The sequence below is a fragment of the Paenibacillus sp. FW101-FHT12H11 genome (genome assembly GCF_058790355.1).
Genome location: NZ_JBYTCO010000006.1, coordinates 193,687 through 206,825, shown reverse-complemented (window position 1 = coordinate 206,825; position 13,139 = coordinate 193,687). Strand labels below are relative to the sequence as shown.

The following is a 13,139-nucleotide window of genomic DNA, read 5'->3' as shown; positions in this document are numbered from 1 at the left end:
GCGAGGGCATATTCTTGCCAATTAAAAAAAGTCCCTGCTCTGCCACAAACGGCAGCCAACAGGGACTTTCATTTTAATCCAACTTAATATTCAATTTCAAAAGTCCGGCCTTCCGCATCGCCTGATAGATAATGACGACCAATGGTCCCAAAAATAACCCGGCTACGCCTAGCAGCTCAAAGCCAATGTACAAGCTTATTAAAGCGGCAAGGGCATTAATCCCTACTGCTTCACTCAGCACCTTAGGCTCCACAATGCGGCGGAAGATTGTCAAGGCCAGGAACAGGACCAATAGTCCAATTCCCATCCCCGTATGCCCGACTAACAGCTGATAACCCAGCCATGGGATGAACACCAGCCCCGTACCGATGACAGGGACGAATTCCATAACCATTACGAGTAAAGAGATCGCTAACGGGTATTCCGCTCTAAGCACCAGTAAGCCTATGAAAGTGACCAAATACGTCAATATCGCCATGATGAGCTGAGCACGAATGAATCCGAAAATAGCTTCCCGTAAATACACAAGGACATTTTCCATTTTGGCTCTCGTCTGCTCCTCGAACATAGATAGGAACGCGACTCTCAATTTCGGTAAGCTGAACATGCACAGATATAAAGCGATGACGTAGACGATCATGACGATAAAGAAATTCGGAATTTTCCCTGCCATATTCAGGAAAAAACCTGAAATCCCGCTCAACATGTCCGTTAACGTCGCGGTTAGCGTTTCGGTGCTTCGCTCCACCCACGTTTGCACCTGAGCCGCCATTTCGGGCGACAAGGAATCATAGAACACCTGCGTTTGGCTAACGGCATGATCCACATATTTATTGACTTCGTCCATATAATTTGGGGCTTTCCGCCCCAGCTCAATGACTTCAGTCACGACATTAAATCCTATGAAATAGAACAAAGCTACCAATAGCAGCGTAAAAATGGTACTGATGATCGACGCGGCAACCAACCGATTAACCTTAATAGCTCGCATGAGCAGCAGCGTTAGAGGATCCAAAAAGATAGCTGTAACCAAAGCAAGCAGGAAAGGTAATCCTATCGTGAAAAATCCGTATAGGACCAGCAATCCAAGCACTATGATTAGTGTCGTCTTAAGCGACATAGGAATTCCTCCGATTATTCATTTCCAGGCATTATGACGTTGATTTTTGTAATATGTATACGCACAATACGCAATCGATCTACCTCAGAAACTTCAAAAACATGATTGCCTGAAGCCACTCTTTTACCTTTAACCGGGGCTCCTTCCAGCTTCTTAAATAACCATCCGCCTATAGAGTCTACATCCTCGTCTTCAATCTCCAAATCGAGCATATCATTCAAATCTTCAATGAGCACACGCCCGTCAACGGATGTATACTTATCTTTCACCTCAACTTCAGGCCGTTCGTCGATATCGAATTCGTCGTGCAGCTCGCCAACGATTTCCTCCATAATGTCCTCTAGAGTAAGAAGACCCGCGGTACCGCCGTATTCGTCCACAACAATCGCTAATTGCGAATGTTTTTTCTGCATGAGCTTCAAAACACGGCTTACTTCCATCGATTCCGGCACATTCAAAATAGGCCGAATGAATTCACTAATCTCGTGCTCCGCATCAGGATCAGCCGTAAACAAATCGGTAATATGTACGAATCCGACTATTCGATCCTTATCCTCGTCAGCGACGGGATACCGGGTATGCTTCGTTTCATGAACCATCCGCAGGTTCTCGATAAAGCTCATTTCCAGATACAAACAATCCATATCGGTCCGCGGCAGCATGACCTCCCTTGCAATGCGCTCTGAGAATTCAAAAATGTTATCAAAAAGCACCATTTCATCCTGATCGATATGCCCGCTCTTCACGCTCTCGTCCATCAGAATGCGGATTTCTTCCTCGGTATGCGCCGCTTCATGCTCACTTGCGGGTTCCACGCCAATCCAGGACAAGAACTTATTAGCCGCGCCATTAAGCACCCAGATAATTGGACGGAACAAGCGATAGAAGTACAGTAGCGGTGCCGAGAGCCACAGCGAGGTTAATTCCGCTTTCTGAATCGCGAAGGACTTAGGCGCCAGTTCCCCCAGCACGATATGAAGGAAAGTAATGAAACCAAAGGCGAAGATGAAAGATATCGCATGCGTGTACACAGATGCTTCTAGACCTAGCGTGTGGAAGAGCGGTTCCATGATTAACTCGGAAACAGCCGGCTCCCCTACCCAACCTAAGCCTAATGAGGCTAAAGTAATTCCGAGCTGTGTAGCTGACAAATAAGTATCCAATTCCGATGTAACTTTGTCGGCATACTTTGCTTTGCTGCTGCCTTCATTGAGCAGCTGCTGAATGCGGGAATGCCGCACTTTAACAAGCGCAAATTCAGCAGCAACGAAGAAACCATTCAGCAGAACGAGGATAATTACTAATACCAGATTAAGAACAATAGGTCCAATTTCAAAGGAAGTATGTGGCAAGTGCGGATATCTCCTTCAGATAGATGATATTAGATAATAGCTTGTCGGCTTTTAAAATCAATGGAACGATAATACGAATCGGCCACCAGCAAGTTCGGGCCGCAGCAGGAAGCTGCGCTGCAGAAGCAATTCACCTTTTGATTCAGGGGATTATGCTCCCATCTTGCAAAAATCGTATCCAAATGATCATCATGGATATTGCCCAGAGGCGGTTCATTCGCAAAATCGGTGACGAACACCTCACCGGTAAATGTGCTCACATTTAAGCGGTTTCGTCCATCCGGATCGTTCCGGACCGTGACATTCGGTTCTTCGCGAAGCCTTTTTACCAGTAATCGGTCCTCTTCGAGCTCATTGCAAGCAAAAAACGGCAGTGTCCCGAATAACATCCACATATCGCGATTCCGACTGTCCAGCAGGCGATGAATGCTGCTTCTTAACTCGTCTAGTGAAACCATGGGCAGGTGGGAGGCGAAAGAGCTCGCATACATCGGATGAACCTCATGCCGTTTGCAGCCCATTTCATCAATCAGCTTGTGAATTTGCGGAAGTTTCTCATGTGTTCGCGTGTTGATCATGGATTCCGCAGATACGTACAATCCGCCTTTGCTTAGCGCTATCGTATTGTCCACCATACGTTCATACATGCGCACCGCTGTTTCACGGCCTACCGGATGCTGGGAATTAACGAAACCGACTTGGTGGAAATCATCAGCATTCAAGTAATTAAAGGAGATATGCATAACATCTAGATAGGGAGCAAGCAGCTCATACCGCTCCAAGTCGAGCGTTAAGTTCGAGTTGATTTGGGTACGAATTCCCCGCTCCCGTGCATATTTAAGGATGGGCAGCATGTAATCTTTGACAATCTTAATGTGATACGAAGGCTCTCCGCCAGTCAAACTGATTGTCTCCAAATGCTCTACCTGATCCAGCTTATTCAAAATAACGGGCAAGGGAATACGTGGCCCTTCCGTCATCGTTAACGAATCGCCTACCGCGCAATGCTCACAGCGCATATTGCACAGGTTGGTAATCGTCAACTCTACACTAGTAAGTACGTGTTTCCCGTATTGCCGATAAGACCGAATCGGGTCCCAAGGGTCATAAGCGGGAGATAGCTCCGGTAAAAAGGAGCGTGTTTCATTCATATTCATGCTGTTCACACCTGACCTATCATTTCCTATTCACTTGCATTTTGTTCTTATCATGCCTATACCTATGCCCTTTATTGTAACTTATGATGCGAAAAAAAGGAAACCACCTTGTCATTCGCTACGGTTTCTCCGCCGGAATCGGCGATTTCACCCGCAGCCACTTCGGTGCCCACCAGTTCGCGTTGCCAAGCAGCTTCATCAAAGCGGGTACGAGCATGACGCGAACAATCGTAGCATCAATGAGGACCGCGAGGCCAAGACCTAGACCTAGCGCCTTCATGATTTCTATATCTGTGAAGATAAACGAACCGACGACTACAACCAGAATGAAAGCAGCGCTTGTAATCAAGCTGCCTGTTTTTTTGAGCCCTTCCGCTGTACTCTTGTCATTATCTCCGCTCGCTTCATATTCCTCCATAATGCGGGAGATTAAGAAAACTTCATAATCCATCGAGATGCCGAACACCACGCAAAAAATAATAACCGGCAGCGTTGCGCTGACATAACCAATGGATGTGATATGCAACAAATCTGCCAGATAACCATGCTGAAACACTAATACCACACACCCTAGGCTCGCCCCTAGACTTAACATATTCATAAGGACAGCCTTCAGAGGCAGCAGAATGGACCGGAAAGCAATCAGAAGGACGAAATACGTAATCCCCATGACAAAAGTGAGCACGTAAGGTATTTCATCTTGAATGCGATCGATGATATCAAGCCGATAAGCCGGTCCGCCAGTGACCGCCACATCCAGACCCTCCCGCTCCAAGTACCGGAGTTTCCGAACAAGCCCGTCCGTAGAAGGATCATCCGGGTCATTCTCAGGCACAACAACGAGCAGCGCAGTATGTCCCTTCGCCAGCTTGGCCCCTTCAATCTGCTCTTTAACTCCTGGAGCCTTCAACATACCTGCTAATTCTTCATCCGTATGTTGTCCTAGCGAGCTGAGGTAGCTTTGAACCTCTTTCACGCCTGAAACGCCTTTTACTTTATCGCCGTACGCCCGAACTTGACGGACCGCAGTCTCTTCCCAGATGTCATCGCTTGTATGTACGACGATTTGAATCGGCCCCGTCATCCGTGGATCATAAGCCGTTTTAAGCAAGTCAGATCCGTATCGCGACTCATAGTTAGGAGGCAGCACCTCGGCGTTCGGCACACTTAGCTTCATCTGACCAATCGGAGTCATCGCATAGATCAAAGCGCCCCCAACCAGTATGACAAGCAAAACAGGGTGTTTCATCACACCATAAGCCATCTTTTCCCAGAATCGGGACGTTTCCTGCTTCCGAAAGCGCTTAGGCAGTACCTGAAGCGAATTAATTCGCTTGCCGAGCACCGCCAGTAGCGCAAGCAGCATCGTGTTGGCGACAACAACCGATATGGATACGACAATGATCCCGCCTAAACACAAGGAGCGAAAAAACGTGAGATCCACGAACAGCATGCCCAATAATCCAATCAGTACCGCAATGCCGGAGAAGAAAATGGATTTCCCGGCGGTCTGGCAAGTCATGGCCACCGCTTCAGCCACATTGGGTTGAACCTTCAGTTCCTCCCGGAAACGGCTAACCAGAAACAAGGCATAATCAATGCCAACGGCTAGTCCCAACATCGTCACCATATTGGGAAGAAAATTCGATAAGGACTGATGCTGCGCGATAAAATAGGTAATCCCGAGCGTGAGAGTAACACTCATGAGTCCCACGATCATTGGCAGAAGCGCCGCGACTAACGTCCCAAATACAATTAACAATACGATAAGCGCGATGGGGAGGCCAATGGCTTCCGATTTGGCAATATCATGTTTGCTCGCTTCCTGCATGTCATGCAAAATAGCAGGTCCCCCGGTTACATAAACCTTCATGCCGGCGGGAGGTTGTACCCGTTCCTTCAACTCGGGGTATTTCTCCAGCGCCGGGTCCGTGTCCAGATCCAGCGAAACGTTCACAGCCTGAACATTTAAATGCCCTTCATTTCTAGGTGCAGCAACGAAATTCACATTTTCTACATAGGGCAGCTTTTTTAATTCACTGAGAGAATCCATGATAGCCATTTGCTGCTCTTGCTTGGTCATATCGAGGCCATCCCCCGTATAAACCAGATTGATCGTCGTAAGAGGTACGCCAAGCTCATCCCGCAGCTGGATGAGACCGAGATCCGACTCGCTTCCTTTTGGCGTAAAACCGTTATCTTTGAGTATGCCGGGTGTTTTCTGTGCAAATAGCGCGAAACTAAGGAACAATAGCACACAAAGCGTAAGGACTAGCCAGCGATAACGATGCATGGCGTATCCCCATCTCCAAAATTTCCCTTTCACCGCTGATTCTCTCACACACATCCCCCTGATCTGCAAAAAGAACCTGGGATCCCAGGTTCTTCATGTTTGTTATCTTTTATTTTATCTCAAAGCAGGGTTGGCATACCCGATTCCGTGTCGAGTTCTTCTATTTTAATTTCACCGATTTCGGAAATGAGAATGGAATGCTTGATGGAGAGATCGATTTCATACGGCTCTTTGAGTTCTCTGCCTGTTTCATCCTGCAGGATGCGAACGACCGGCCTCTGCGGAACCGTTAAGTTTAATTTGGAAACAATCCCGAATTCGCCTGTGTTCAATTTCACGGTGATGCCAAGCGGGTAGATGGCAATTTTATCGCGGAATAAAGCAATTTGACTTTGATCATACATCGTGCCTGAACCTGCAAAAAGTTGTTCCATCGCTTCATGAGGCAATAACGGCCTGCGATATACACGCGTAGTTGTCATAGCGTCGTAAGAATCCACTAAGCCAATCCATCTCGCAAACTCATTAATATCCGGACCTTGCAAACCTCGCGGATATCCGCTTCCGTTTATCCGTTCGTGATGCTGCAGAGCACAATGCGCTGACAACAATGGGATGTTCGGCTCATCTTTCAGAATTTGAAAACCATACGTGGTATGATTTTTCATCTCCTTGAATTCATCACTAGTCAACTGAGAAGGCTTGCGCAGGATGCCTAGCGGAATTTTGGTCTTTCCAATATCATGAAGCAAAGCGCCAAGTCCAAGCGTCTCCAGCTTTTCACGGCTGTATCCATAGCTAATGCCGAGCATGATCGCATATATACTAACATTCACAGAATGCTGGAATAAATAATTATCCTTAATATTCATATTGTTTAACATGACCATTGCACCTTGATGAGCACTAAGATCATCAATAATCATGTTCATTACATCACGGAAGTTACGTCCGATATCGTAATAGCTAACAGCTCCACGTTTGTTCGAATCTTCCATAACCTTCTTAAAGGTATGCCGAATTTCATGAATAGCTTTGCTTCGCGTTTCATCTTGAATAATATCGGCTTGAATAACATCATCAGTCCGGGAATCTGCGATATAAATATAGTCGATACCATATGAAAATAGCCGATCGATTAGTCTCTGTGTCAGCTCAACGTTAACAGCGAGCAAAACCATACCATCTTCGTTGTAAATATTCTTTGCCAGCCTCATTCCAGGATGACACTTGTTGATCGGCATTAACAGCATGTAAGGACCCCCGTGTAGCTGAACGTTATTATCTATCTAAATGTAATAGATTTCACCTAAAAGTTCAACATAAAAAACCGCATCTTTCGACGCGGTTCGCTACTTTATTTCAAAGACTATTTACTTAAAAACATATAAAGAGCAAATACAATGGCTACTGCGAAACGATAGTAGGCAAAATAGGTCAATTTCATATTTTGGACAAACTTAATGAAAGAAACAACCGCTAATAGAGCTACGATGAAAGCTACTACAAACCCTACTGCGAAAAATGCGAAGTCATTGGAAGAAAGAGCTTCATAGTTTTTCAAGAAGTAGACGCCGGAAGCTCCGAACATGATTGGGATCGCCATGATAAACGTAAAGTCAGCAGACGCTGCACGGCTAACGCCGGAAAGCATCCCCCCTGCAATCGTGGAACCGGAACGAGAGAATCCTGGCCAAATTGACACAAGCTGCCATAAGCCGATAAAGAAGGCTTGGCGGTAAGTTAAGTCATCCAATACCTCGGTGCTCGGTCTCCCTTTCTTCTGCTCTGCAATAATGAGCAAAATACCGCCAAGAATAAGTCCGATCACAACCGTCGTTGAATTAAACAACTTCTCATCCACAACATCATTAAACAATACGCCGACGATTCCAGCAGGAATAATACCGATAAGAATATGCAGCAGATTCAGTTTTTTCCCGCTTCTGCTCTCGCTTTTTCTTTTCACCAAGCCAAACAGCGATAAGATTCGTTTCCAATAAATAATGACGACAGCCATAATGGCCCCAAGCTGAATCACAAAATCAAAGGTTTTCATCACTTCGTCGTTTTGCGTGTTGAGCAAACTTTGCGCCAAAATCATATGTCCTGTTGAGGATACCGGTAAGAACTCGGTCAATCCCTCTACAATCCCGATAATGATCGCTTCAAAAATAGTATGCATGGTTTCCCCCTAAAAGGTAGAGTTTATGGTCGGACTCCTGTCCAATTATTTATTTTACTTGGAACATGTACGATCTGACAACTTTATTGACGAAATGCGCGATCTATCCCCTTGCATCGAAGGACATTTTGTCAATAAATCTTGCTTTGTGGCTGCCTGCCATCGCCTCACGATCCGTCACTTCGCGGGCCAGCACGTCACGGATAAACTCCGGCAGCATGTATACCACGTCTTTCCCTCGACTTAAGGATAAGTAGCCCGATCCGAACGTAAACATATCGATCGTGCCCACGACATAGTCACGGCCAAGGTCCAAAAGCTCCCCGCCTACATGCACGGCGAGGATACGTTCATAAGGCGCGCGAGAACTGTCCCACTCGACCGTGAGACCGTCGACGCTAAGCGCGCCCAGCACTTCGCCCCGGAAGCCGAGTCCCCGAATCGGCTTCTCCATGAATTCAGGCAGCAGCGACTCCTCGAGCGCCTGCAGCAAGTCCGCGCCGCTAAGCAGCATGCGGCACGGGTTGATCGGCCCCGGGCAGATGTCCAGCAATCTGCCGCGCGTCAAGCGCCCCTCCTTCAGTCCCTGAAGGAGCTGGCCGCTGTTGACCAGCCCGATATCGGCGCTGGTCCAGCGCCGAATCCCGGCGGCAAGCAAGTTGCCCAGCGGGGATTCGCCGTACCAATCCAGGCGCAGCGGTTCCCGCAGCTGCGCCACTTCTTCATCCAACGCCGCTGCGCCGGCGATGCGAAAGCGTTCCAGCAGCGTTGCTACGCTGCTGTCATCTTCGCTGGCCGTCGTCATCGGGACGACGCGGCTCTGGAACTGGACGATCCGGCGCTGCGCCGGATCGTAGGCCAGCTCGATGTGGCCGGCATACTGCCCGAACTTGCCGGCCGCAGCCAGATAGGTGCCGCTGATCAGGAGCGGCTCCTCCAGAACATGATGCGTATGGCCGCCAAGGATCACATCGATGCCCTCGATCCCTTCCGCTAGGCGCCGATCCATCGGCAGACCGAGATGTGACATGACCACGATGAGGTCCGTGTGAGGACGCAGCTGCTCCGTGAGATTCTTCACAGCTTCGTAAGGATCTGTCACATCCCAACCGAGCAGCTCATAATAAGCCGGATAAGCCGCTGTCACGCCGATAATTCCGATCTTTAAACCGGACTTTTCAATGGTCAATGCAGGCAGCAGCCAATCCGGAGTCAAGTGGGTTGCTCTTTCGTAAATATTACTTCCAAGAACAGGAAAACGCGCTTTCTCTCTGAAAACATTTCTTAAAAAGTCCGGCGTAAACGTCAGCCCCTCGTTATTGCCAAGCACCATCGCATCATAGCCGGTTGCGTTCATAATCTCCACATTGGCAATGGCATTGGTACCTTCTGTCTCCGGGCTCATCCGGTCCATATGATCGCCAATATCCAGCGTCAACACTTGATCGGAGGGCCAGTCCCGGCGGGCTTGGTTAAAATAGGCGCTAATTTTGGGCATCATCTCAAAATGGCTGTGCAAATCATTCGTATGTAAAATCAGGAGTCGTCTCATTTTTTAATTTTCAACTCATCGAGTGTTACTTTATTTTTAAATCCAAAGGTGGCTTCTTGGCCTAGTGTAGCATCATGTAGAAACCAGATATGTACAACGCTTTTGACATTAAGGCATTCACTGCTTCCATCCGGCACATACAGGCGAATCGGGTACCCCTTTTTCAAAGGTTCATCGTCTTGGGCGTAGAGAATAAGAGCTGAGTCTACTTCCGACCACGACATTAAAGCCTGAAATTCATCAACGGCTTCGACCTTTACATGCGTAGGCTCGCTTTCAGCTTGTCCGCCACGACTGGTTTTCCAGCTGCGGTACCAGGCTTTTAAATCAAAGGCATCCCCTGAAACATTCGGAACACGGTCCTCAAGCGCCAATTTCATCTCCGCCAGATCAACGAGTTCTTGTACAGTAAATGTTTCATTAGTTAGATGGGGGTCTGACACTTGTATGCGTAAATCTGCTTGCATCCTGACCATTCTCCTTTCATCCGATAAGCTCATTTTTGCTTTTCCCAAGGCCCTATCCATTATACCATTCCTTGGTCAAAATATGATATGCTGTAAGGGAATCTCACACTAAGCATTTAGGAGCAAAATTGTGAATATAAACATCCAACTTTTCGCAGGACTTGTTGAACTTTTCGGGACTTCCGTCCTACATATTACGATTGACCAAGATGCCATTTCCATCGAGGATCTCAGAAAACTGATCACGGATAAGCATCCGGCCGCAGCTTCACAGCTGCAAACCTGTTTTTTCGCTAAAAATCAAGCTTACGCAGGCGAGACCGATTGGGTCACTTCTGCTGATGAGCTTGCTCTCATACCGCCTGTGTCCGGAGGGCAGCCCGCCTTATATGAAATAACCTACGACTCGATAGATGCCGGACAAGTTGCCGCCAAAGTCAACCATCCCAATCATGGGGCTTCGCTCCTCTTCATTGGGACTACGAGAGAGATGACGCACGGGCAGCGCACAGTCCTCTTGGAGTATGAAGCCTATGTGCCTATGGCGATCAAAACAATGGAAGCAATCGGTCAAGAAATAGTCGACCGTTGGCCGGGAACGCTTAGTGCGATTACCCACCGACTGGGCAAGGTGGCGATTGCAGAAGCCAGCGTCGTGATTGCCGTTTCTTCCCCTCACCGGGAAAGCTGCTACGAAGCAAGCCGCTACGCCATAGAACGATTGAAACAAATTGTACCCATATGGAAAAAAGAAATTTGGGAAGATGGATCGGAATGGAAGGGCAGTCAAACAGGCCCCTGGAACCCGCTTCAAACGACAAGTAAGGAATAGATAGAACTGGAGATGACTTACGTGGATACCTTTTTATATACGGAGCAGGAAAATGGTGTAGATGCGCGTTATTCAAGACAAGTGTTGTTCTCCCCTATCGGTCTGGAAGGGCAGCGCAAACTAATGGGCAGCCGTGTCGCCATCGTTGGTATGGGCGCTCTTGGCACAGTGCTTGCCAACCATATGGTGCGCGCCGGGGTTGGATATGTTCGTTTGATTGATCGCGATTTTGTAGAAGCAAGCAATTTGCAACGGCAAATGTTGTACGACGAAGAAGATGCGGCGACAATGACGCCCAAGGCTATTGCCGCAGCCAAACGATTGCAGTTGGTAAATTCATTGGTTACAATCGAACCTCATGTCATGGATCTCAACGCCACGAATGCTGAAGACTTGCTAGGGGATGTAGATTTAATTTTAGATGGTACGGATAACTTCTCCGTTCGCTTCCTTATCAACGATGTGAGTATCAAATTGGGGATTCCGTGGATTTATGGCGGTGCCGTTGCCTCAAGAGGCGTCTCTTTGACGATTCTACCGGGACAGACGCCATGTCTGCGTTGTTTGTTCACCCAAGCTCCCGCTGCGGGCACAACAGAAACCTGCGATACAGCAGGTGTCATAGGCGGAATTATTCATGTCGTCGCTTCATTCCAAGCAACTGAAGCTCTTAAACTACTAATTGGCGCTACTGAGCAGCTGAATCTCCGGATGCAGCAGTGGGACCTTTGGTTCAATCAGCACTCCGCGATTAACGTGACCAGCGCCCTAAAAGCGGATTGCCCTGCCTGTGCGAGCAAACAGTACGACTACTTGGAGACTGACGTGGACAGTGACACCATTCAATCCTTATGCGGTCGTAATTCCGTTCAGATCCATCCTGTTCTTCCGGCTGCCAAGCCGCTTGAATACTGGGAAGAGCGCTTAAGACCACTAGGCGCGGTTGAGCGAAACCGGTTCCTCTTGAAGTTCCAGGCTGGCCCAGATTTGTATATGGTTATTTTCCCGGATGGTCGCGTCCTTGTTCAAGGAACGGATGATTTAATTCAAGCCAAAAGTCTTTACAGCCGTTATATAGGGATGTAGTATTACAATATACCTACACGAATATAGGACTGGGAGAGGAATTTCAATGCATATACACGTACTTCAACTAATTGTTGGTGATAAACTGATTTCCGATTCCTACAATACAAAAGGACTTCATCTTCTATCAGCAGGTACCGTGGTTGATGCGGGCGACATCATGATGCTTAATCGCCATAATGTGGAATATGTGGATATTGCGCCGAGGGTTAACGAAACAGAAAGTGAGCCGGCGGGATCACCGAAAGTAAAGCCGGCTCAAATTAATTCTTTTCATGATTGCATCACTGGCATCAAAGACATATTCCACTCTGCTAAAAGCGGGGATGTTCTTTCCAACGAGATGATAGAATCCGCTTTCAATCCCTTAATTGCGAGCTTTGAGGAAGAAAATGACGTCGTTTCCTTGCTGCTTTCATTAAACAGCCAAGATGATTACACTTTTCAACATAGTGTACAAGTCGGTATGCTCTCCTACTATATTGCCAAATGGATGAACAAAAGTGAAAAAGAAGCTCTTACCATTGGCAAAGCCGGCTATTTGCACGATGTAGGAAAGTGTAAAATTCCGCAGGAAATCTTATCTAAACCTGGCAAGCTGACGAATGACGAGTTCAATGAGATTCAAAAACATACCATCTACGGGTACGAAATCATCAAAAACTCTTTGAAAGACAACACACTGGCGCTGGTAGCTTTACAACATCATGAGCGCTTGGACGGCAATGGCTATCCGTTACGCAAAAAAAGCACGGAAATACATACTTATTCACTCATTGTTGCCGTTGCAGACGTTTATAGCGCAATGATCAGCAAGCGCGTATACCAAGATAAGCGTGACCTCTTGTTCGTTCTTAAGGAACTTCACCGGATGAGCTTCGGACAGCTTGATCCGAAAATCACGCAGGTATTTATTCGTAACATGATTCCTAACTTTATTGGGAAAAAAGTGTCCCTTAGCGACGGACGAGTCGGTACAATCGTATTGACCAATCCTACCGACTTTTTCCGCCCGCTAATCAAAATCAATAATCAATTCCTGGATCTTTCGCAGCTTCGCGACGTCGAAATTGCAACCATTGCGATTTAACCGCT

General features: G+C 47.4%; 11 protein-coding genes. 3 read left to right on the top strand and 8 right to left on the bottom strand.

Annotated features, from left to right (window positions below):
• Positions 1 to 73: 73 nt before the first annotated feature.
• From ytvI to AC3WTJ_RS20660, 8 genes are all read right to left on the bottom strand, one after another.
• The gene (gene ytvI / locus AC3WTJ_RS20695) at positions 74 to 1,120 is read right to left on the bottom strand and encodes a sporulation integral membrane protein YtvI (protein WP_407871295.1); all 1,047 of its coding nucleotides are present in this window, start codon (positions 1,118 to 1,120) and stop codon (positions 74 to 76) included.
• 14 nt (positions 1,121 to 1,134) lie between these two features.
• Positions 1,135 to 2,472: a hemolysin family protein gene (locus AC3WTJ_RS20690; protein ID WP_492523447.1), complete on the bottom strand. Its 1,338-nt coding sequence runs from the start codon at positions 2,470 to 2,472 to the stop codon at positions 1,135 to 1,137.
• A gap of 29 nt (positions 2,473 to 2,501) precedes the next feature.
• Complete coding sequence (yfkAB, locus tag AC3WTJ_RS20685) at positions 2,502 to 3,629, bottom strand: radical SAM/CxCxxxxC motif protein YfkAB (RefSeq protein WP_127458408.1); 1,128 nt, start codon at positions 3,627 to 3,629, stop codon at positions 2,502 to 2,504.
• 118 nt (positions 3,630 to 3,747) lie between these two features.
• A complete protein-coding gene (locus tag AC3WTJ_RS20680) occupies positions 3,748 to 5,976 on the bottom strand; it encodes an MMPL family transporter (protein ID WP_492523446.1) in 2,229 nt (742 codons plus the stop codon).
• Positions 5,977 to 6,041: 65 nt separating this feature from the next.
• Complete coding sequence (locus tag AC3WTJ_RS20675) at positions 6,042 to 7,175, bottom strand: HD-GYP domain-containing protein (RefSeq protein WP_157323030.1); 1,134 nt, start codon at positions 7,173 to 7,175, stop codon at positions 6,042 to 6,044.
• A gap of 116 nt (positions 7,176 to 7,291) precedes the next feature.
• Positions 7,292 to 8,107: an undecaprenyl-diphosphate phosphatase gene (locus AC3WTJ_RS20670; RefSeq protein ID WP_492523445.1), complete on the bottom strand. Its 816-nt coding sequence runs from the start codon at positions 8,105 to 8,107 to the stop codon at positions 7,292 to 7,294.
• Positions 8,108 to 8,210: 103 nt separating this feature from the next.
• The gene (locus AC3WTJ_RS20665; protein WP_492523444.1) at positions 8,211 to 9,659 is read right to left on the bottom strand and encodes a bifunctional metallophosphatase/5'-nucleotidase; all 1,449 of its coding nucleotides are present in this window, start codon (positions 9,657 to 9,659) and stop codon (positions 8,211 to 8,213) included.
• Positions 9,656 to 10,126: a molybdopterin-binding protein gene (locus AC3WTJ_RS20660; RefSeq protein ID WP_492523443.1), complete on the bottom strand. Its 471-nt coding sequence runs from the start codon at positions 10,124 to 10,126 to the stop codon at positions 9,656 to 9,658. Before AC3WTJ_RS20660 ends, AC3WTJ_RS20665 begins: the two co-directional genes overlap by 4 nt.
• A gap of 130 nt (positions 10,127 to 10,256) precedes the next feature.
• Here AC3WTJ_RS20660 and AC3WTJ_RS20655 point away from each other — a divergent pair, with 130 nt between their 5' ends.
• From AC3WTJ_RS20655 to AC3WTJ_RS20645, 3 genes are read left to right on the top strand one after another with little or no spacing between them, the layout of a single operon-like run.
• On the top strand, positions 10,257 to 10,958 hold the full coding sequence (locus AC3WTJ_RS20655; RefSeq protein ID WP_492523442.1) for a molybdenum cofactor biosynthesis protein: 702 nt from the start codon (positions 10,257 to 10,259) through the stop codon (positions 10,956 to 10,958).
• Between the two features lie 12 nt (positions 10,959 to 10,970).
• Entirely contained in the window at positions 10,971 to 12,044 is a 1,074-nt protein-coding gene (locus AC3WTJ_RS20650; protein ID WP_492523441.1) for a ThiF family adenylyltransferase, read from the top strand.
• 46 nt (positions 12,045 to 12,090) lie between these two features.
• Positions 12,091 to 13,134, top strand: a complete 1,044-nt coding sequence (locus tag AC3WTJ_RS20645) for an HD-GYP domain-containing protein (protein WP_492523440.1) — start codon at positions 12,091 to 12,093, stop codon at positions 13,132 to 13,134.
• The last annotated feature ends 5 nt before the right edge of the window (positions 13,135 to 13,139 follow it).

Excerpts from the sequence above, each read along its gene's own strand:
- AC3WTJ_RS20660 (WP_492523443.1), bottom strand. The coding sequence starts at position 10,126 with ATGCAAGCAGATTTACGCATACAAGTGTCAGACCCCCATCTAACTAAT.
- AC3WTJ_RS20650 (WP_492523441.1), top strand. The coding sequence starts at position 10,971 with ATGACTTACGTGGATACCTTTTTATATACGGAGCAGGAAAATGGTGTA.
- AC3WTJ_RS20665 (WP_492523444.1), bottom strand. The coding sequence starts at position 9,659 with ATGAGACGACTCCTGATTTTACATACGAATGATTTGCACAGCCATTTT.
- AC3WTJ_RS20675 (WP_157323030.1), bottom strand. The coding sequence starts at position 7,175 with ATGCTGTTAATGCCGATCAACAAGTGTCATCCTGGAATGAGGCTGGCA.
- AC3WTJ_RS20680 (WP_492523446.1), bottom strand. The coding sequence starts at position 5,976 with ATGTGTGTGAGAGAATCAGCGGTGAAAGGGAAATTTTGGAGATGGGGA.
- AC3WTJ_RS20670 (WP_492523445.1), bottom strand. The coding sequence starts at position 8,107 with ATGCATACTATTTTTGAAGCGATCATTATCGGGATTGTAGAGGGATTG.
- AC3WTJ_RS20645 (WP_492523440.1), top strand. The coding sequence starts at position 12,091 with ATGCATATACACGTACTTCAACTAATTGTTGGTGATAAACTGATTTCC.
- ytvI (WP_407871295.1), bottom strand. The coding sequence starts at position 1,120 with ATGTCGCTTAAGACGACACTAATCATAGTGCTTGGATTGCTGGTCCTA.
- yfkAB (WP_127458408.1), bottom strand. The coding sequence starts at position 3,629 with ATGAATATGAATGAAACACGCTCCTTTTTACCGGAGCTATCTCCCGCT.